The 21,008-nt window shown below is 57.3% G+C and carries 19 protein-coding genes and 1 pseudogene; 6 read left to right on the forward strand and 14 right to left on the reverse strand.

What is annotated here, in order from left to right:
- The first annotated feature begins 147 nt into the window (after window positions 1-147).
- Window positions 148-369 (forward strand): annotated as a pseudogene (locus H5T67_07895) (transposase).
- Window positions 370-458: 89 nt separating this feature from the next.
- On the opposite strand, the gene H5T67_07900 reads toward H5T67_07895, so the two are convergent.
- Genes H5T67_07900 through H5T67_07910 form a run of 3 tightly spaced genes read right to left on the reverse strand, consistent with a single transcriptional unit; the run spans window position 459 to window position 2,615 of the window.
- Window positions 459-1,754, reverse strand: coding sequence for an MFS transporter (locus tag H5T67_07900; GenBank protein ID MBC7245243.1), 1,296 nt, complete (start codon window positions 1,752-1,754; stop codon window positions 459-461).
- 45 nt (window positions 1,755-1,799) lie between these two features.
- Window positions 1,800-2,306 carry a signal peptidase II gene (gene lspA / locus H5T67_07905; protein MBC7245244.1) on the reverse strand — a complete coding sequence of 169 codons (507 nt, stop codon included), beginning with the start codon at window positions 2,304-2,306 and terminating at the stop codon, window positions 1,800-1,802.
- A gap of 27 nt (window positions 2,307-2,333) precedes the next feature.
- Complete coding sequence (locus H5T67_07910) at window positions 2,334-2,615, reverse strand: TraR/DksA C4-type zinc finger protein (GenBank protein ID MBC7245245.1); 282 nt, start codon at window positions 2,613-2,615, stop codon at window positions 2,334-2,336.
- Between the two features lie 718 nt (window positions 2,616-3,333).
- On the opposite strand from H5T67_07910, the gene H5T67_07915 reads away from it, so the two are divergent.
- From H5T67_07915 to H5T67_07925, 3 genes are all read left to right on the forward strand, one after another.
- Complete coding sequence (locus H5T67_07915) at window positions 3,334-5,163, forward strand: 6-bladed beta-propeller (protein MBC7245246.1); 1,830 nt, start codon at window positions 3,334-3,336, stop codon at window positions 5,161-5,163.
- Window positions 5,164-5,165: 2 nt separating this feature from the next.
- On the forward strand, window positions 5,166-6,320 hold the full coding sequence (locus H5T67_07920) for a glycosyltransferase family 4 protein (protein ID MBC7245247.1): 1,155 nt from the start codon (window positions 5,166-5,168) through the stop codon (window positions 6,318-6,320).
- Window positions 6,321-6,497: 177 nt separating this feature from the next.
- Window positions 6,498-8,198, forward strand: a complete 1,701-nt coding sequence (locus tag H5T67_07925) for an alpha-amylase (GenBank protein MBC7245248.1) — start codon at window positions 6,498-6,500, stop codon at window positions 8,196-8,198.
- A 221-nt stretch (window positions 8,199-8,419) separates the two neighbouring features.
- On the opposite strand, the gene H5T67_07930 is transcribed toward H5T67_07925, so the two are convergent.
- The 11 genes from H5T67_07930 to H5T67_07980 form a co-directional block, all read right to left on the reverse strand.
- Window positions 8,420-8,662: a hypothetical protein gene (locus H5T67_07930; GenBank protein MBC7245249.1), complete on the reverse strand. Its 243-nt coding sequence runs from the start codon at window positions 8,660-8,662 to the stop codon at window positions 8,420-8,422.
- A 282-nt stretch (window positions 8,663-8,944) separates the two neighbouring features.
- Window positions 8,945-9,940, reverse strand: a complete 996-nt coding sequence (locus H5T67_07935; GenBank protein MBC7245250.1) for a hypothetical protein — start codon at window positions 9,938-9,940, stop codon at window positions 8,945-8,947.
- 109 nt (window positions 9,941-10,049) lie between these two features.
- Window positions 10,050-10,991 carry a prolyl oligopeptidase family serine peptidase gene (locus tag H5T67_07940; GenBank protein ID MBC7245251.1) on the reverse strand — a complete coding sequence of 314 codons (942 nt, stop codon included), beginning with the start codon at window positions 10,989-10,991 and terminating at the stop codon, window positions 10,050-10,052.
- A complete protein-coding gene (locus tag H5T67_07945; GenBank protein ID MBC7245252.1) occupies window positions 10,988-11,773 on the reverse strand; it encodes an inositol monophosphatase family protein in 786 nt (261 codons plus the stop codon). Before H5T67_07945 ends, H5T67_07940 begins: the two co-directional genes overlap by 4 nt.
- A 78-nt stretch (window positions 11,774-11,851) precedes the next feature.
- On the reverse strand, window positions 11,852-12,259 hold the full coding sequence (locus tag H5T67_07950; GenBank protein ID MBC7245253.1) for a protease inhibitor I42 family protein: 408 nt from the start codon (window positions 12,257-12,259) through the stop codon (window positions 11,852-11,854).
- 40 nt (window positions 12,260-12,299) lie between these two features.
- On the reverse strand, window positions 12,300-12,869 hold the full coding sequence (locus H5T67_07955) for a DUF998 domain-containing protein (GenBank protein ID MBC7245254.1): 570 nt from the start codon (window positions 12,867-12,869) through the stop codon (window positions 12,300-12,302).
- Between the two features lie 6 nt (window positions 12,870-12,875).
- Window positions 12,876-14,252, reverse strand: coding sequence for a C69 family dipeptidase (locus H5T67_07960; GenBank protein MBC7245255.1), 1,377 nt, complete (start codon window positions 14,250-14,252; stop codon window positions 12,876-12,878).
- A 245-nt stretch (window positions 14,253-14,497) separates the two neighbouring features.
- Entirely contained in the window at window positions 14,498-16,171 is a 1,674-nt protein-coding gene (locus H5T67_07965; GenBank protein MBC7245256.1) for an ABC transporter ATP-binding protein, read from the reverse strand.
- A 203-nt stretch (window positions 16,172-16,374) separates the two neighbouring features.
- Complete coding sequence (locus H5T67_07970; GenBank protein ID MBC7245257.1) at window positions 16,375-17,397, reverse strand: hypothetical protein; 1,023 nt, start codon at window positions 17,395-17,397, stop codon at window positions 16,375-16,377.
- 116 nt (window positions 17,398-17,513) lie between these two features.
- On the reverse strand, window positions 17,514-18,161 hold the full coding sequence (locus H5T67_07975) for an SdpI family protein (protein MBC7245258.1): 648 nt from the start codon (window positions 18,159-18,161) through the stop codon (window positions 17,514-17,516).
- 336 nt (window positions 18,162-18,497) lie between these two features.
- Window positions 18,498-19,544: a CAP domain-containing protein gene (locus H5T67_07980; GenBank protein ID MBC7245259.1), complete on the reverse strand. Its 1,047-nt coding sequence runs from the start codon at window positions 19,542-19,544 to the stop codon at window positions 18,498-18,500.
- Window positions 19,545-19,791: 247 nt separating this feature from the next.
- Here H5T67_07980 and H5T67_07985 point away from each other — a divergent pair, with 247 nt between their 5' ends.
- Window positions 19,792-20,478: a hypothetical protein gene (locus tag H5T67_07985; protein MBC7245260.1), complete on the forward strand. Its 687-nt coding sequence runs from the start codon at window positions 19,792-19,794 to the stop codon at window positions 20,476-20,478.
- A 113-nt stretch (window positions 20,479-20,591) separates the two neighbouring features.
- A complete protein-coding gene (locus tag H5T67_07990; protein MBC7245261.1) occupies window positions 20,592-21,008 on the forward strand; it encodes a hypothetical protein in 417 nt (138 codons plus the stop codon).

A 21,008-nucleotide genomic window follows, 5' to 3' on the forward strand; every position in this document is an offset into this window, starting at 1 on the left:
TTCGCAACGACAAATCCTTGAACCGCATCCGCGAATACATCGTTAACAACCCGGTTCAATGGGATTACGATCGCGACAATCCCTGTTTCGTGCCCAAATAACGTTGTAGGGGCGGGTTTGAAACCTGCCCCTACCATTGGTGGGCAAAAACGGCACGGTCTGCCCGAAATTATCCGTGGGTTCAAAACATTTTCGGCGCGGCGTATTAACGAAATGCGCAATACACCCGGCATCCCCGTTTGGCAACGCAACTATTACGAACACGTCATTCGCAACGACAAATCCTTGAACCGCATCCGCGAATACATCGTTAACAACCCGGTTCAATGGGATTACGATCGCGACAATCCCTGTTTCGTGCCCAAATAACGTTGTAGGGGCGGGTTTGAAACCCGCCCCTACCATCATCGCATGCCGTGCCCCGACAACCGCGTTTGTTCGCGTGACATCGTTCACAATTATGTCAATGCCATCGCATCCGCTTCCTGCGCCACGCGGATGCCCTCTTTCTCATCCACCAGGGTCAGCAACAGCCCGCCTACCACAAAGAAGATGATGAGCGAGATGATGCTCAGGCGACTGGTGCCGGTGAGCTGTCCCACCAGGGCAAACAACGCCGGTCCGGCAATCCCTGCGAATTTGCTGCTCACGTCGTAAAAGCCGTAGAACTCGGCGCTCTTGGCTTTGGGCACCATCACCCCGAAAAGCGAGCGGCTGAGTGCCTGACTGCCCCCCTGCACCAATCCCACCATGCCCGCCAGCACCCAAAATTGCCAGGCACTGGTCATGAAATAGCCCGCAATGGAGATCAGCGTGTACACGCCAAGCGCCAGGTAGATGGAGCGCTTGGTGCCGATGAACTTGGGCAGCTTGCCAAACAGCAGCGAGAAGGGGATGCCCACGAACTGCGTCAGCAAAAGCGCGCCGATCAAACTCGCCTGCCCTATGCCAATCTCCGTGCCATAAATCGTGGCCATCTTGATGATCGTGCCAATGCCATCGTTGTACAGCCAGAAGGCAATGATAAACTTGGTCAACTCTTTATAGCGACGGATGTCGCGAAAGGTGTGCCCCAGGCGTTGGAAGGCGGCGCGGAACGGGTTCACGCGTGTCCCGCTCACTCCCCGCACTGGCGGTTCTGGTACGATGCGCAAAATGGGGATGGAAAACACCGCCCACCAGATGCCCACGCTAAGGAAGGAAAGGCGGGAAGCCATCTCCTGGCTAGGCAATCCCAGTTTGTCCCAGAACAAAATCATGACGATATTGACCGCCAACAAAATGCCTCCGCCCAGGTAGCCCATGGCATAGCCCTTGCTTGAAACATAGTCAATATCCTCCGGCCGGGCGATATGGGGCAATAAGGAATCGTAAAAGACGATGGACCCGCTGAAGCCAATCTCGCCCAAAATGTACAGCACCGAGGCGAGCAGCCAGTCCCCCTTGCTGACCAACACCAACAACGAAGTGAAGAAGATACCGAACAGGGCAAACACTGCCAGAAAGCGCTTCTTGGCCCCCAGATAATCCGCTGCGGCGCCAAGAACTGGGGCCAAAACAGCGGCAATCAACAGCGCAATCGAAGAAGTATAGCCCCAATAGACCGTGGCCAAGTTGCCCGGCAAATCCGCACCGGCCACCGCGCCATAGAAAGTGGGCAACACCGCCGCCATGATCGTCGTGGCGAAAGCCGAGTTCGCCCAGTCGTACATGCACCAGGCATTGATGATGCGTTGATACGCCTTGTCCTGCATTGATGTGCCTCCTTTATGGATAAAAATAGGCTTCCGAAGTCCCCCTCAGGCTTCGGAAGCCTTGGACAAAGCCTTTTCGCGAAAGAGCATATAGATGACCATGATACAGACGCCGACCACAAGGGAACTGTCCGCTATGTTGAAAACCGGCCATTCGTGCATTGGCCAGAAATTGAGATCAATGAAATCAATCACCTGCCCATGCCAAAGGCGATCTACCAGATTGCCGAGAGCACCGCCTAGTTGCATGCCTAGACTGACTGCCAACAGCCAGTGGTCAATGGGGAAACGGCGGTAAAAGAGGATGATGAAAGCAGTCACCACTATCGCGACCAGGGTGTAGAACCAACTCAACTGCGGGAAGAGACCGAAAGAACCGCCAGTGTTGGTCACAAAGGTGAAGCTCATGATGGGACGCAGCCATGGAGTCGGGTTCCAAGGTACAGCTGGCAGGAGGTGCTGGCGTACCCAATGCTTGCTAAGTTGATCGGCGGCCAATACAACGAGCGCGGCACCGAAGACGAAAATGTCTCTGGCTCGCCTGGAATTCAATGCATTTTCCCCCGCTGCATAGTGCTTTTAACGTGAGCTCCGCATTTCAGCGCGTGCCTGGCAGTACATGCATAGCGTGGCATAAGGCAGCGCCTTCAGCCGCGCCGGGTCAATGGGATCTCCACACTGCTCGCAGATTCCATATGTACCCTTTTCCATCTTCTCCAATGCCTTGTTGACTAGATTGAGCGTATGACGCAGACGCTGGCGGACTGCCAAATTCTTGGCCTGTTCAAAGACCTCCGTTGCGTTATCTGCCATGTGCGTGCCATAACCCGGGCGCTCGCGTTCGTCCATCGCTGTGCCCATGCAACTCAGTTCGTTCTCCAGGCGGGCGCGCTCCTCCTCGAGCCATATTCTGTTACGTTGCAACCGTTTCTCGCTGAGCACCCAAATACTCCTACGAACTTGTTTAGCACATTATTTTACCTCATATATTGCCAAAAAGCAAATTGGGACAAACAGCAGATGCTTTGCCGTGCTCAAAGATTCCTGTCATTCTGCGGAGCGCAGTGATGAAAACCTCGCTAACCCTCCCTCTCCTGCGCTGCAGGAGAGATTTTGCTCCAAGGCGGACAACAGTCCACTGCGTCCTGGCGGGTTTGTAGTGAGCGCTTCAGCGCTCGGATTGCCTCACCCCCGGCCCCCTCTCCTACAGCGTAGGAGAGGGGCTTTTTGCGCGGGCTGTTGCCCATTGATGCCAGGGATTGAAATCCCTGGCTAAAAGCGAACAGCCCCTTTCAGGGGCTTCTCACATTCAGCTGGGGAATTCATTCCTCGGCTATGCTCCAAGGCGGACAACAGTCCGCCGCCTTCTGGCATGGGCTGTTGCCCACGCGTTGCAGGGGCGTAATTGAATTGCATCCCTGCAACGCTCATCAGAGCATCCTCGCAACGATATAAACAAGGGGTTGCCAAAATCGCCTGAATAGTGTAAAATATCAATACATGACAAAACTGTAACGAACCCACACGCTTACCCATTACGTCTTATTTACTGAGAGAGAAGCGCGAGGAGGCATAAGCGATGAAAGCGTTCAGGCGCTTGGTGTGGGTAGTGCTCTTGTGCTTAGCCTGGGCGCCCCTAGCTTCGGCACAAACTACCGAAGGTTATGCCTGGATTCGGACCATTGGCGTCCCGCATGGCCCTGGCGAATTCAAGTGGCCATGCGATGTTGCGGTGAGTCCCAACGGTCTGGTCTATGTCGTGGACAACGCGAACCACCGCATCCAGGTCTTTGCTGCTGACGGCGCTTTTGTACGACAATGGGGGGGCTACGGCATCTACAGTGGTCAATTCAACTTCCCCACCAGCATAGCGGTTGGGCCTGATGGAAGCGTTTATGTGGCGGACACAGGAAACTACCGCGTGCAAGTCTTCGATGCCAATGGCAACTTCCTGCGCAAATGGGGCGGCTATGGCACCGATAACGGGCTTTTCAGTTATCCCTCAGCCTTAGCCATTGGCCCTGACCAACACATATACGTCGCTGACCGTCAAAGCAACTGCATCCAAGTTTTCGACTCCCAAGGACGTTTCATCTTGCGCTGGGGCTCTGAAGGCAGCGGTGACGGGCAGTTCTCCTCGCTCTCGGATATCGCTGTAGCCCCAAATGGCCGGGTCTACGCTGCCGATGCTTGGAACCACAACATACAAGCCTTCGACAGCAGCGGACACTTCCTCTTCAAATGGGGTCGCTACGGCACCGGCAATAGTTCCCTGGGAGCGCCCGCCGGCATTGCCGTAGATCGCAACGGATACATCTATGTCACAGAGGGCTGGAACCACCGCGTGCAGATTTTCGACAGTAATGGCAGTTATCTGTACAAATTCGGCTCCTATGGCACTGCAGATGAGCAATTCCGCAGCCCTGCAGGCATTGCCATAGCCCCGGATGGACGCATCTATGTCGCCGATTATGCCAACGAGCGCATTCAATCGTTTTACGCTGACCGCACCTTTGCTGCTAAGTGGGGGGCACCCAGCATAGGCAATGGCCAGTTGCTCTGGCCAGCCGACGTCGCAGTAGCCCCTGATGGACGCGTTTATGTTGCTGATACGTCCAATCATCGCATCCAGATTTTCGACCGCGATGGGGCTTTTCTCAGCCGATGGGGCACGCAGGGGACAAACCCCGGCCAATTCAACCTCCCAGGCAGCGTGGACATTGCACCCGATGGGCGCGTTTACGTTGCAGATACCAATAACAGCCGCATCGAGGTATTCGACGCCAATGGCAATTACCTGAGCGCATGGGGGAGCTATGGCAGCGCAGATGGCCAATTCGCTTCACCCTCGGGTCTGGCGGTTGCATCGTCAGGGCTGGTGTACGTGGTGGATAAGAACAACCACCGCATCCAGGTCTTTGACGGTGACGGAAACTGGCTCAATAAATGGGGTATCCAGGGCACAGGCCCTGGACAGTTCTCCTGGCCTTCGGACGTTGCAGTGGACCCATTGGGGCAAGTATACGTGGCAGACACCTCCAACCACCGCATCCAGATCTTTGGCCCCAACGGCGAGTTTCTATCCGCCTTTGGCAGGTTTGGCTCTGGTACAGGCATGTTCAACTCGCCCGCAGGCATAGCAGTTAGCGCAGATGGCCGCATCTTTGTTGCAGATACCGGCAATCACCGCATCCAGGTCCTGGACAGCAGTGGTAGGTGGCTCAACATGTGGGGACAGCAAGGTTCTATCAATGGACTCTTTGGCCACCCGCGTGGCATAGCCATAGACTCGGATGGAAACGTCTATGTCGCTGACACCGAGAATCATCGTATCCAGGTCTTTACATGCCTGTATTATTCCTACCGGCTGTACCTCCCTCTGGCTTCCTGGACGGCAGAGGGTCGCTGAACATGACCATTTACATTGACATCTCTGCCGCTATCCACCAACGGGCAGGGCTGGCACGCTATGCCGAGGGTTTGGCTAGCGCTCTGCTGACCCACCATTATGGTCAGAAGCATCGCTTTGGCTTGTTCTACAACGGCAACGGGCAGGCAAGAATGGCACCCATATTGCACAATGTGCCCACAGACGTGCCCATACGCACCGTTCGTGCTGGTTACAAGCCTTGGCGCATGGCAGTCTGGCTGGGTCAACTGCTGGGCGTGGGTTTCAATCGCCTGCTGCCCGACGCCGAACTCTATCACGCCACCGAGCACCTGCTCATGCCCTTGCGCGACATCCCAACCGTGCTGACCGTCCACGACCTGGTCTATCACCTCTACCCTGCCTATCACAAACGCCTGAACTATTGGTTCCTAAACACCGCTATGCCCCTCTTCGTGCGACGCGCCAGCGCGCTCATCACCATCTCCGAGTCCAGCAAACGCGACCTAATGCGCATTTACCAGGTGCCGGAAGACAAAATCACCGTGGTATATGAAGCCGCATCCCCTGCCTTCTATCCTGCGCCAGCCGAGCAAGTGGCGGAGATCAAGGCTCGCTATGGTTTGCCCGAACAATACCTCCTCGCCTTGGGCACCATCGAGCCGCGCAAGAACCTGATCCGTTTGGTAGAAGCCCTGCGCTTGCTGCGCCAGAAGTACCCCCAATTAGCCTTGGTCATTGTCGGCAGCGCCGGCTGGCTGTACCAGGACTTTTTCCAGATGCTGGAGAAACTGGACGATCCCAAAGCCGTGCTCCTCTCTGGCTATGTGCCCGATGAGGACTTGCCAGCTATCATCAGTGGGGCAGAAGCCTACGTCCTAGCCTCTCTGTACGAAGGCTTTGGACTGCCCATACTGGAGGCCATGGCTTGCGGCACGCCTGTGGTATGCAGCAATACCTCCAGCATGCCCGAACTGGGGGGTGATGCTGCACGTTACTTTGACCCGCACGATGTACGAGACATGGCCGCAACCATTGGCACGGTGCTTGCGGATGCCGACCTCCGCGCCGAAATGCGCCAGCGTGGCCTAACCCAAGCCGCGCGCTTTTCCTGGCAACGCGCCGCACAAGAAACCCTCGCCGTGTACGAACGCTTGTTGAGCCCAAAACCTAATTGAACCAGCCTGTGCATTGAGCGCTAAAGCGCTCAATGCCACTGAAGTGCGTACTACGAATGGCTTTGCTAGAGCTTTGAGCATGCGCTATAATATGAAATGCATGGATAAGAGCATCCAAGCGATGCTGCATCACGGTGAGAGAAGGGGTCCTTTGCCTTAAGAAAGGAAAGCCTCGCCATGAACCGGCACCATATTAAAATCTTCGCTCTCGTTGCCCTCCTATTGCTGAGCAGTTGCGCCAGAATAGCGCCGACGCCCACTGCTGAGCCCACCACTGCCCCGCCCAAGACCGCTGAACCCACGCCGCGCCCAGCCAGCACACCCCCGTTGCCCATCCCAGGCGGACTGAAGCCTGGTTGGTGGAACGACTGCATCTTCTACGTCCTCCTGGTGCGCAGTTTCTACGATAGCGACGGCGACGGCAATGGTGACCTCAAGGGTCTGATGGAGAAACTGGACTATCTCAACGACGGCAACCCAGATACGGATTCCGATCTAGGCGTCAACGCTTTGTGGCTCATGCCCGTATACAAATCCGCTGCATATCATGGCTACGCCGCCACCGATTACTACAACATCGAGCCCCACTATGGCGACAACGAAACCTTCCGCCAACTGGTCAGCGAAGCACACCGCCGGGGCATCTATGTCATCGTGGACATCGCCTTGAACCACACTTCGGAAAAGCATCCCTGGTTCCTGGAATCCCTCACCGGTCCCACCTCCTCCTATCGCGATTGGTACATCTGGTCGGATACGGATCCGGGATGGCGCGGCCCCGATCAGCGCCGGGTCTGGTATCAGCGCGACGGCAGTTACTATTACGCCTTTTTCGGTCCCTCCCTGCCGGACCTGAACCTACGCAACGAGGTGGTGACGCAGCAGATGCTGGATGTCATCCGCTTCTGGCTGCAGGACATGGGGGTGGATGGCTTTCGCTTGGATGCCATCCGCCACCTCATCGAAGAGGGGACGCAGCAAGAGAGCACGCCCTCTACGCATCAATGGCTGAAACGCTTCTACTCGTTCTACAAAGGGCTGCAGCCCAATGCCTTCGCCATCGGCGAGGTAACCGGCCCCACTTCCGAGCGCTTGGGCTATTACCATGAGGAAGTGGACATGTGCTTCGAGTTCGATTGGGCCAATGCCGCTGTGACCAGCCTGGATCAAGGCGATCCCACGCTGTTCCGAACCCAACAAGGCATCATCCACTCCCTCTATCCCAAGGGACAGTACGGCACCTTCCTGGCATTGCAGGACCACAACCGCATCATTACCCAACTGCGCGATAGCCTGCCCAAGGCACGTCTGGCTGCCACGCTCCTGCTGACTTCACCCGGGGTGCCCTTCCTATACTATGGCGAGGAAATTGGCATGAGAGGCGCCAAACCCGATGTCTTCATCCGGCGACCAATGCAGTGGGCGAACACACGCGCCGCTGGCTTCACCACGGGGCGCCCCTGGATGGATGTGGACCTGAACTACAACGAGGTCAACGTGGAGAGCCAACTAGGCGATCCAGATTCTCTGCTCAGTCACTACCGGCGCCTGACCCGTCTGCGCTTGCAGTATCGCGCCCTGCGCACCGGCGACTGGATGCCCCTGGAATCCAGCGCTAAGCAGGTCTATGCCTACCTGCGCCACGCACCCAATGCCGACATACTGGTTCTGCTCAACTTTGCGGATCGCGTCATCCGCGACTGGTATCTGATCGCTACGCAGAGCCCCATCCCAGCCGGCCAATATACACCACAAGACCTGCTGGGCAAAGAAACCATTGCCCCACTGACCGTGGGCGCAGGAGGCAGCATCAGCGGCTACACACCGCTCCCCACGCTGGCTCCGCTCACTGGATATGTCATCCTAATCCGTTCGTAAGCACAGGGGGACATCTCGAGATATTCGTCTAGCAGCGAGGAAACAGCGCTACAGATCGTACTGGCTACAGCCTGCTGGGAGCAGGCGAAATCGAGGCAGCACAAAACAGCCCTGCCCTAACCATTGCAGGACAGGGCCAAATAACCCTTTGCGCGCTCACAACAAGCACCTGGGTTGAACAGGGAAATATGCACTTGGGAGAATAAAGCGGTGGCTCCAATTTAATCCTGTGTGTCCATTTTCTTGCTGTGCTCGGCGATTCCCAAGCCCAGGAACATGCCGACCACGAGCCCTGCTGTAGCAGCGCTGGCAATGACCCAGGTATTGCTGCGCAACTGGTCAACCAACGCAAAGGCTACAGCAAGGATCACCCCTTCGAGCAATGTGGAAGCATACTGCTTCACCAGATTCTTTACCCCTCCACTAAGCACCTCCTTTTGTCTGGAAACAGCTATGCTTGGCACTGCTCTTTCCACTGATAGAATTGTTAAGGGATTGGGTTCCTTGTGGCCTTAGCGAGTGACCTGCTGGCTAACAGTATAGCAAGTTGTCCCTTGAGTGTCAAGCCATGAACAACTGCTAACCTAGGAGGGAACTAACGGAAAACGGCAGCCCCAGCTCCCAAGGCTGCCGTTCGTCGGATGGCTTGCTGAGGTCACAGGGGCCTGGCTGCTCTCCTGCCATCGCCCCTGCGGGAGCTGTGCTCCTTCCTCTCAGTGTCGCGCAGAGCGAAAGCAAAACACATCCTATTCTGGGGTTTGCGTAGTAGCGGACAGGATCTCGATCTTCTGCGCCGTCAATGGCCGACGCGGTATGGACACAGCCTGCACATGAGCCATCAACCCAACTCGTGGCGTGCCCACGATCTCCGTCTCGCGCGTTACCCATACCTCGCGCCCACCCACGACCCAGCGTCCAATGTAAGTGGGGGGATAAATGGCGATATTGGGTGGCAATCGTTCAATCTTGCCGGTCCATTCGATCAGTTGTGACTCATCCTGCACCACGATGAGCAGGGCCAACAATAGGCCATTGGGTTGCCTGATCGCCCGTACCTTGGCCGTCAGACCAACCCGCGGCTGACCAACGATCGTAGTCTGCCGCGTCACCTGCACCCGCTGTCCTCCGATGATCCAGGCCGGCTGACCCATGTACTGGATGACGCCCTCGAACTCTACCACACGCTCGGACAGAGGGAGCACCTCGATCTTCAGGGCCTTCAATCCCTCGCTGGTGCGCACAGCCAGCACATGCACCACCACGCCGACTTTCAGTTCTCCTATGATCACCGTAGAGTCGTCATACAGGATCCTGAGCCCGTTCACCACCAAATAGGTGTCTCCCACCTCGCTGACCCAGCCACGGATGGCAATGGGGCGCACCGTGTCGCTCGTTGCCAACACGCGTATCCAAATCGCCTCCAGCACTGCTGCGCTGGAGTCGGGTCCTGGCACGCGCTTGGCCTCGACCTCCACGTGAGAGCCCTCTACGGCAGGGCCAAGCGTCTCATCCAACGTAGTGTCTTCGGTCACCCCCACTTGACGGTTGCCGATGATCCAAATGCCCAACGTGGTGTCATCGGGGCGATCCACCACTACCCCACGGAATCGTATTAGCAACGTGGGAGGGCCAACCACTGGCGGATCCGTCTCGGGGTCAGCCAGGGCAACTCCACCACCCAGCGCCAGCACCAGGCTGGCTAGCACTACTGTCAAGATTACCAAGCGCCACTTTTGGTTCATTCTATACACTCCTTTCTCCCTGAATCTAGGGGGCGTTTTCGCCCCTCACTTCAGAAGAGAGCCCAACGCGAGAAAAAATACACAAATACAAGAAACCGGGTTTCTTATGCTATCTTTGCTGCGCAAACAGCCAGGCATATAGTTCTTCATCAGCGTATGCCCGCTCCCAAGCCTGCGTGTGCGCCGCATCATCGTAGAGCGTGAAGCGCACATTGCCCCCGCATTCCTGCAGTGCCAGCACCGCTTTCTCCGAATCGGTGTAGGGCACATTCTGGTCCAGCCGCCCATGGAAAACCCAGATGGGCAGTTCCTTCAGATCGCACATGTTCTGCGGCACCTCGTCACTCACAGCGTTAGCTCCGCCGGCGATGGGCACCATGGCAGCAAAACGCTGCGGATAGCGCAGCGCCAGTGCCCACGCCCCATACGCCCCCATGCTGATGCCTGTCAGATAGACGCGTTCGGCATCAATGGCGTACAGGGACTGCACTTGATCCAGGAAAGCACCCAAGATGTGCACCCGAGACACCCAGCGCTTTCCCTGGGGACATTGCGGCGATATGACCACTGCCGGGAAATCGGGACGCCCCTCCAGCATTTTGGGCAGTCCCTCCCTCTTCAGCAGGCCTGGGTTCTCGCCACGTTCTTCCGAGCCATGCAAGAACAGGACGAGCGGCCATTTCCGCCCCTCCTCCTGCCTATAATCCTGGGGAAGATACAAGAGATAATGGACCTGAACGATCTCCGTCATGCCGCCAGCGCCTTCTACCTGCACCGTGGTTGAGCAGGCTTGCTGTCCGCTCCAGGGGCGGGGCGTAGGCGATGGGCTCATGCTCGGCGTCGCGGTAGGGCTTGGCGTAGCGGTTGCCGGCACGGGCGAGGCTGTAGCGGTGGGGGTGGAAGTCGGAGCAATGGGTGTAGCCGTTGCTGTATGCGTCGGGGAAAGAGCAACCTGGCGCACAACCGGAGAGGCGCTGGGATGACCGGCACTTGTGCAGCCTACCAGCATGCTCATGACCGCGACGGAGAGCAAAAACGCCAGGTACTTCAATCCCCGGCCTCCTCCCCGCGGATGAGCGCCAGCAACTGGGGCAGCAGAGCCTTCGTTGCGGCCAAGCCTTCGCTGGCGTAGATCGTGGCATTCCCCTGCCAGTCGCCGAAGTAGCCACCCGCTTCCTGCAGGATGGGCAAGAGAGGAGCACTGTCCCACACGCTCATCACCGGGTCGAGCATGACATCCACCCGCCCCGTCGCTACCAGGCCATAGCCATAGGCATCGCCCCAGCCGGCGCAGTAATAAGTGGCCGCCTGGATGCGCTGCCATGCTTCTCCTCGTCCGTAGCGCTCAAAAAGGCTCAAAGAGGTAAATGCCACCACTGCCTGACGGAGATGGGACACGTTCGAAACATGCGCGCGGCGTCCATTCCACCAGCATCCTTCGCCGCTGGCTGCAGCGATCATTTCATCCAATGCGGGAAAGTAGGTCACGCCGACCTTCGTGTCTCCTTCGATTTCCAGCGCCAGAAGCACGCCATAGAGCGGCACGCCACAGACAAAGGATTTGGTGCCGTCAATGGGGTCAATGAACCAGCGATGGCTCGCTTCCTCGCTGCCTTGTTCGCCGTACTCCTCGCCCACGATGAAATGCTGCGGATATTTCCGCTCGATGCGCTGGCGAATCAACTCTTCTGCCCGGCGATCCGCCACTGTCACCGGACTGCCATCGGTCTTGAACTCAGGTCGTGTATCCGCTTGGAAGTAGCCCAGTGTAAGTCTACCTGCCAGGTAGGCTGTTTCGACGGCAAAGTCTAAATATTCACGCAAAGATTCCATCGCCCAATCCTTTCCCCGCGAGTAATCGTGCTACTACGTCATCTGTTTATTTGTGCCCCCTATGCGTTGACCGCTGCCCTATTTGGCTTCCTTGACCAAAATGTACAACTCAAAGGTCTTTGCTGGTGCAACCCTTTGCTCCCACGAACGGTGGTAGACGAGGCGCAGCCACTCTTCCCCCGCAGCCACAGCCTGAAAATGGATCGTCATCTTGCCCCCTGCACCGAGAGCATTGCTGTCCGGTACAAACTCTGGCTCCCCGACCTGCTGCACAACGCGGACCTCCCCCGCCAACTCCCATTGATACCCCGTGGTGGGGTTAGCATCCAACACCACATCGAACTTGTCTCCGACGCGCAGTTCGAGCATGCTGCCGGTATCCCTTTCCACCACCTTCAGCGGCTTCCGTGCCACCGTGCAAGCGACTAGAGCCACCACACACACCATGCACCATAACCCCATAGATTGCCATAACCGCTTATCCATTTGTATTCCTTTCTGTTTTCTGTTTGACGCTTTCCATCTCCTATTCCAACAACAACCTCATGCCCGTCGCAAACACCCGGCTGGTCAAGATCAACGTCGCCACAATCTCTGGCACCGCCAAGCCATTGTGAGGGACACCCATGATTGCTAGGAAAGCGCCTATTCCAGCAGCGATCGTCAGCGCACCATGCACTCGTTGCCCTTTGCACCATGTTGCCGCGCCGAGCAACACATAACCAACGGGCGTGATGAGAAAATAGGTCGCTGCGGCGTACCAGTGCACTCCACCATAGTTCTCCGGGAACACTCCAACCCCAATCAGCCCCACAGCGCCGATGAATGCCGCTGCCGTCCCGCAATAACCAATCCAGCCTGGCCCAATCCATTGCCCCACGCCGATAGCCAGTGTGGCAGTAAGCACGCCGCCGATGATCAGCGCCGCGTTGAACCAGCCAGCCGTTCCAGGGTGGACCCCCAAGTCGCTCAACGCATTGGTGTGCCAGTTGAACCAGGGCGAAATGGCAACGGCAAAGAAGATCATGCCCAGTGAAACGACCGGAGCAATCACGCCGCATAGTCCGGCCACGCGGAGGAAAGACTTCCTTGTCATCCGATGCTATACCGAATGCTCTATCTTGAACTCTGCTGCTTTGTTGAAGCCATCCCAGGCCAGCCTAAACAGCCAGGATGGTTTGTGCTTCACCGGCGTTGCTGAAACCATTTCAGACCAACGCACTGTCGCCTCCCGCGCTCGCGCAAAGCACGAGGCGGTAAAATCCCGCAGGAAAGGCGCCCGCTCCTCTACGCTCATGCCACGGTATTGGGCATACATCTCTGCTGCCTCACCCAGGAAGGCTTGCTCCAGTGCATCGCGCTCGCTGCGGTACAAGGTCATCCGCGTTGCATAATCCTGGATCACAGCGCGGTGCAATCTCTCGTGCGTCCACCATAACGACTGCTCGTCGTAGTGGCCGCTTGGCTCTGGTCCCAGGTCGGGCAGCCCAGCTCCGCCCAGGTACACCGGCTTGAAGATGCCCGTGCATGTCCCGGAGGTGCCGGTCAGCCAATACGTGGGCAGGTCGCGCGCCAGGTGAGCCACCATCGCCCCCGTTGACTGGCTTGGACGCGTCGGCCCCAGCCCAGCATGTACGCAAATGGTATCCATCACCCAGCCCCGGCTAGGGTTCCAGGTAGCATCGGCAACCGCGCCAGAGCCGTGATCGCGCAGCACGGACATCATCACCTGCGGCGTAATGCGTCCCTGCTGCTCCTCCAGCAGCGCAGTGGAACGGCACTGCCGTGGCCGACAGCCATCCAAGCGCGTGTACAGGAAATCCGAATAACAACGGGCAAAATGGAAATCCTCCTTGGATTTGCACCATCCCTTCTCGATGGCATGTTCCACCAGCCCAGGCGAAGCCAGGTCCCACTTATTTCCAATGGTCAAGCCATTGGAAATAGTGCGCACGCCGCGCACTCGTTCTGCCGCCCAGTACTTGCCTGCCGTCTCCAATACCCATGCCTCTTCGGGATCGGCGATGATGAACGAGTTGTGATAGTACGTCTTGTGCTGAAAGCCGCAATTGCCGCTCTGGCCATAGGTCGCCAGGAGTTCCACGATGATATCCAGTGCTTTGCGTGCTGTATCCGCGCGTTCCAAGGCCAAGCGCATCATGTCCATACCTAATAGACCCGGTTCCTTGCCATAAGGTTCCCTGGTGAACACGGCTTCATTGCCTATCGCCACACCGTGTTCGTTGGCACCCATCTCGCATCCCCACATCCAGAAGGGGCGCGAGAGGATCACTTCGTACGTTTCCGCCACCTGTGGAACCTCGATATAGGTGCACTTGACTTTGCTCCCAGGCTCGTGCCTGGCGCGCGGGATGTACGTCAGCACCTGGGCTTCGTTTGGCTCGCGATCGCTGTTCTTGGCCAGGATTGTCGTGCCATCAGCAGTAGCCTCGCCCACTGCCACCAGTGTATCACACATCTCCCACCTCCATGATAGATAAGTTCGTAGCGCGCACTTTAATGCGCTTTGTCGTTCGTAGCGCGCACTTTAATGCGCTTTCGTTCGTAGTGCGCACTTTAATGCGCTTCGTTCGTAGTGCGCACTTTAGTGCGCTTCGTCGTTCGTAGTGCGCACTTTAATGCGCTTTGTCGTTCGTAGTGCGCACTTTAGTGCGCTTCGTCGTTCGTAGTGCGCACTTTGCTTTGCGCTGCGCGCATCAAACCTTACCTCTCTGCAAACTGTAGCGTGTACAAGCGGTGATACACGCCACCGGCAGCCATCAACTCCCAATGCGTGCCCTGCTCCACGATCTTGCCGCCCTCCAGCACCACGATGCGGTCAGCTCGCTGCACGGTCGCCAGACGGTGCGCAATGATGAATATAGTTCGTCCGCGCATCAGCCGCTCCAGCGCCATCTGCACTTCGTGCTCCGCTTCTGCATCCAACGAAGACGTGGGTTCGTCCAAAATCAAGATGCGCGGATCCTTCAGCAGCGCCTGCGCGATAGCCAGCCGCTGGCGCTGCCCGCTCGAAAGCCGCACCCCACGCTCGCCAATCACCGTATCATAACCTTCCGGTAGATTGACAATGAACTCCTCGGCACAAGCGGCGCGTGCCACCGCGGCGATCTCCTCATCGCTGGCCCCGGGCTTGCCATAGGCAATGTTCTCGCGCACCGTCCCACCAAAGAGGAAGATATCCTGTGGCACTAGCCCGATCTGCTCGCGCAGGCTGCGTAAGCGCACGCGACGGATATCGTAGCCATCAATTTCAATGCGTCCCTGGGTCGGTTCGTAGAAGCGCAGTAGCAGGCTGACCAGAGTGGTCTTCCCCTCCCCACTGTGCCCAACCAAAGCGATGACCTCGCCAGGTTGGACCTCTAGGTCGATCCCCTGCAAGACCGGTTCCACGCCGTTGTAACTGAAATGCACATCCACAAAGCGCACCAATCCCTTCACCGGCGGCAACTCTGGAGCCTGCGCATCGTCCAAAGGCTCGGGCTCGGCCCGCATCAGTTCCAACACGCGTCGCGCTGCACCAATCGCCTCTTGCACCTGTGAATACAGGCCAGCCATCGCCGCCATCGGCCCGCTCACCAGCATCATGTACACCAGAAAAGCCACCATCTCGCCAGGAGTCATCATGCCCGCCAGGACCTGCTGCCCACCAAACCACAACAGAGCCAGGATGAACCCCAGTCCCAAAAAACTAATCAAGGCCATGAACGCTGCGCGCAGGCGAGTGCGTTGCATCGCCGTGCCAAAACCTGCTTCGACATAGCGCCCAAAGCGGCGTCGTTCCGAATCCTCCTGGACGAAGGATTTGACCACGCGTACCCCCGCCAGCGTCTCCTCCAGGACCGCAGTGGCATCGGCCAAGCGATCCTGCACGGCTGTGGACAAGCGCCGCAAAGGTCGCCCGAATAAGGCGGAAACACCCAAGATCACTGGCACGAGGACAAACACCAGCACAGTCAGTTGCCAGTTCATTACCAGCATCAAGACACCGCCGCCGGCCAGAGTGATGATCTCGCGCAGGAGGTAGATAGGAGTTTCGGTCAGCATGGCCTGAATCACGGTGATATCGTTCGTCACCCGTGAGACCAATTCGCCCACGCGCCGCTCAGTCAGAAAACGCAGCGGCAGACCAACCATGCGGTCATAGATGGCTCGCCGCAGGTCCACCGTCACCCGTTGTGCCACGAAAGTGAGCGCATAACTTTGGACAAAGGTGAACAATGCCTGCAGCAAAAAGAGCACCAACAGGCTCAGAATCAATCGGTTGAGTTGGCTCTGCTCTCGGCTGACGAACACCGAGTCTACCAGAGCACGCAGCGCCCAAGGCAAGGCTAGGCTGATGAGACTGCCTGCCATCAGCGCTAGCCCAGCCAGAGTCATCTGCTTCCAATACGGCCTTACATAGCGAAACAACGCGCGCAGTTCAGACAAGAGACCTGCCTTTGCTACTAACCGATAAGCGTGTCGCTAGCCACTTCAGTCGCTTTATCGCAGACGAGCGCAGCCATCAATATACACACCATACCACTATCCGGCACTTCATAAGCGATGACCGTGCAACCACGGCATGGTATAACAAGCCGTCAGAACCAATGTCGTCCTAATTTGGGATGACGCTTCGCGGCGAGATTGATCAGATAACTGGCCATTGCTCCATAGGAATAGCCAGCCTCCGCTGCGGCATAGACTGTGCTCGTTTCTGCGCTGATGTCTGGGTTGGGGTTCACATCCAGGACGTAGAAAATGCCGCCTCGCAAGCGGATGTCCAACCGTCCATAGTCGCGGCAGCCAAGAGCCAGGTACGCGGCGCGTGCCGTCTGCTCCAGTTGCCTGCATTCGTCCTCATCCAGCGGCGCGGGCAAGCGCAACTGGATGCAGTCATAGTGCAATGAACCAGGACAGAACTTGGAATCAAAACTGCACAAACGGTCATGTATATCAGCAAAGGCGCTGAAATCCATCTCTGCCGGCGGTAGAACTTGCACCTCCCCATTGCCCCATAGCGTAACGTGGAACTCGCGACCATCAATGAAATCTTCGACTAGAGCAGGTTGGTGAAATACATCGAGCACATAGGCGATCCGTTCGCATAGCTCTTCCGGCGTGAGCACTACCGATTCGGGGGTGACGCCATAACTACAGTGTTCATGTACCGGCTTGACAATGGCTGGGAAACAACCCCAATCGGAAGCCTGAGCCCTTTCGTAAATCTTCCAACGCGGTGTGGGAATGCCACATTGACTCAGCAAACGCTTCACTCTGCCCTTAGCCCAGCTCAGAGTCAGCACGGACGCGGGCGAACCAGTGTACGTGAACCCCAAAGCACTCAACGTCTGGGCCACTTGTGCCTCGCTGTAGGGCACTCCAGGCAGGCTTTCGCACCAGTTGAAAACGATGTGCTGATCCGGATCGTACTCGCCGAGATAGGCAGCCAGTTCCGCATTGGAAACAGGCACAGTGGTAACAGGATGCCCCAGCTCCTGCAGTTCCTCTACCAGGCGGTTAACGTCGCGCTGCGCTTCCTCTATCTCGTCAACCGTCCATGAGGTGTCCAGGTCATGCATCAACAACACGGGCAAATCGGTGCGGGTATGAATTGCGCTCACGTTCAACACCTCCACTTTGATTGGGCCAAGCCCTTATGCAGTTTTTCTGCCCGTGCACTTCCGCGAAACTGGCCGCGGTACATGCAGCAGAGGCTACTCATTCACCAAGCGTCTTTTCAAGTTGTGGGTGTTTTGGTCACTCTCTGGTACTCTAGATATGAATACATGGCCGTGTACAGTGCCGCCAAGAGCACAGGGGCCATGATGAAGAAAAGCCCCCACTGCGGCCATATGGCTCCGCCCAGAGCAAGCAACCCAGCCGCCTTGAACCACTTGCCACCGACCTTGTGCGTGCGGTTCCAAACCTCCTCATTTGCCAATGTCCACGGCGTGCGGATGCCAATGAAATAATTCCGCTTGGCATGTTCCACGAGGACTCCTGCGCCATAGAAGAGAAGTGCCATCCCAGGGGAGATCACCCGCATGATGGGCATCTCCCAGCCCAGGTTCGCCGCCAAAGTGAAGAGATGCACATAGAAGAAAAAGCCCAGCGCGAGCACCACAAAACGTTCGTACTGCGCCAGAAACTGTTCGATGTTCTCCCGCAAGGGATCGATCTTGGGCAGCACAAGCAGCAAGAGCGCAAAGGCAACCAGCAGCAACGGCAGAAAGAACACGCCCCAGAACCTGGGCATGTAGCCATCCACCTGACCTTGGGCATTCCAATGCGAAGCCATCTGCTCTGGCATCCTGGGATAGAGATAGATGCTCACGGCAAACGACAACAGGATAATCGCAATCATGAGCATGCGATTTATCTTCATGGTAATTCGACCTCGCTTTCACAGAAATATCTCATAAGCGCCACGCGCTTTCCGAGTATACTATTAGCTTCGCCTTTCGTCAACTTGCCGTGTTCTGAGCGCTCCGCGGGGGCAACAGCCCACGCCTGCCTGCACCGCAGAGCACGCGTTGTAGGGGCGCAATTGAATTGCGCCCCTGCTCCGCGTGGGCAACAGCCCACGCCAAAAGACGGCGGACTGTTGTCCGCCTGGAGCAGGCATGCCATCAACGAATGGCTGCGCCAAAACGAATGAACGAATCGCCAGCGCAGTCCATTCGTTTATTCGTTCCCCTATTCGCTGATGGCTCCCCTCATTCTAGTACGGATCGAAGAGGATCACCACGTACGTAAAATGATGGACAACGCCCCCTATCACGACATTGCGGACACGCACGGTGTACCATTGATCCTTGCTGGGGCGCTCTAAGGATATATGCGGCTCCCAAACAAGCGTGTTCTCGCCATAGCCATCGGCAACGGGCAACAGCGTGAGGGGCACCTCGCTGCCCTCGTAGGTCATGGAAACCGAAGCCTGGGAGAAATCAGCATCATCGTAGGAAAAGGACCAGCGGGGATAGACCACGACGTAGGGTACGTAGCCGGGAGGAGGCCAGGCAAAAAAGTTGTCGCGTGTTTTGGGCCTTTCGGCAGAGGCAATACCAAACACCAACAGCGCATTCGCCGCCGGGTAGCCCGAAACTGGTGGGATATCCCCAATGCCCATCGTCATGGTGCGTGGATTCAGCAGCCAGCGACGGTGGGGCACGTGTGCATTGCCGCTTCCCGCATCCTGCATATACCCGTCAATGGCCTCGCAGGAATGCGCCACCAAATACAAATTGGAACTGCGGGCGCCCTGCGCTCCCTCCAGCGAATAGCAGCGCCAACTCTCATCCGGTGTGTGGCTCAGCAGCCCGTTCGCGCTGAGCATCAACGCTGCTTTCTGTGCTTTCTCATTCAACTCCGCGCGGAAGGTGATATCCGCCGGCACGCCTGCCATGGCGCGGAAGTAATTGATGCGCTGCAAAACCGCAGCCTGAAAAGCCTCCGAGGTGCTCCCTTCGTTGCAAGTGGCGTGGTTCCCGGTCCAGCCAGTGGAAATGTTTTCGCAGGGGCGGTAGTAGGCGTAGAAAAAAGCCCACGCATTCTGCTTCTCCAGCGGATTGACGGACAACCCACCTTCACGCGCACCCGCGGGCACGATCGTGAACGCACCCGCGAAGGATTCATCTACCAGAAGCCAAGGGGCCTGCCCCAGTTCAGGTGACAAAGAGGGCGATGAACCATCTCCCATTTTCCCCAGCGCGAACAAGAGCAGGAGACAGAGCAACAAAAGCGGAATGATCAGGCGCAGGCGTCTCATGTGCATGGTTATCCTTCACTCGCACTGTAATGGCAAACAATGCCAATGGGATTATACTACGCAGAGGACGCGCCTACAACTACCATGGGCGAACCTCGTGTTTGCCCCTACTGCAACGACATCATCGCCTGTTTGACATTGTGCGAATCCCGTCATACAATTGCAATAGGAACAGTTGAATCATCGCCGACGTCCCTTGCAACTTGTTTCTATACCATTTTCTATACCATCTAAAGGAGCAAGACGCATGAAAAACGCCAAGGCCATCAAACCGCTCGATATTGGGATCGCTATCCTCGCCCTCGGCTCTCTGTGGGGCTTTTCCGAGGTCGTGCTGAACAGCGCCATCCAGCGTGCCGGTCTCCCCTTCCGCGCCGCCATCCTCACCGGCATTGGCTTCGGACTCATGGCCATTGCCGTGGCCATGTTCAAAAAGCCATGGATGCTGGCTGGCATCGCCATCGTCGCCATCCTGTGCAAACAACTGGCCGTGCCCATCCTGCACGTATCGGTCATGTGCAAAGCCAACTCGTGCCTGGCCGTGCTCTTGGAAGGATTAACCCTGGCTGGTGCAATCGCCGTAGCCGGACGCGCTCTGCACAAAACCAGCCTAGCCCGCGCTGCCACTGCTGCTTCGGCGGCGTTGCTATCCGCGGGAGCATTCCACTTCCTGGGCATCCGTTTGGCTCCCTGCCTGTACCTGCTCTCCTTCAACCGTCCGGGGGGGTTGCTGGCATTCCTGGCGGCAGAAGGCATCCCCTGGGCAGTAGCCTCTGCCATGCTCTTCCCGCTGGGCTACCGTCTTGGAGAATGGCTGGAAGTGAATGCGCCGCAACTGCGCGCACGCCAGCCCGTGACCTACTACGTCAGCAACGCAGTGCTCATTGCCACTTGCTGGCTCGCCAGCGCTGTGGCCATTGCCACAGGGTTCTAGAAGAAGCACTGGGGCAGGCTCAATTGCAGCATCACTGCCACTTGAAATTGATAGCGCACCATCCTCGCAAGAGCAGCCCCAATGCCGAGACTTGCACAAGGTAACGCTGGACTATGAACACAAAACTCCTCGTACGTTATGCCATTCGCGAGGCTATGGGACTTGTCTTTATGGGCGTGGCCCTGTTTGCATCAGCCGGGCGGATAGATTGGTGGCCAGCCTGGGCGTGCCTTGCAGTGATGTTAGCGTGGATCATAGCGACAGCCAGCATCATTATCCGCTCCAACCCAGACCTGCTGGCTGAGCGCCTGGGTCCGCGCAAGGGGGCTAAGACTTGGGACACGGCCATCATGAGCATGCTCGGCCTGGTTCAGTTGGCGCGCTATATCGTTGCCGGGCTTGATCAGCGCTATGGCTGGTCTGGTGGCTTTTCTTTGACTGCTCAAATTGTGGCATTGATCGCATGTGCCCTGGGCTATGCCCTGGTCGTCTGGGCCACCGCTGCTATCGAACGTCCTACGGAGGTCTGA

The sequence above is a fragment of the Chloroflexota bacterium genome, from assembly GCA_014360905.1.
GTDB lineage: Bacteria > Chloroflexota > Anaerolineae > UBA2200 > UBA2200 > JACIWX01.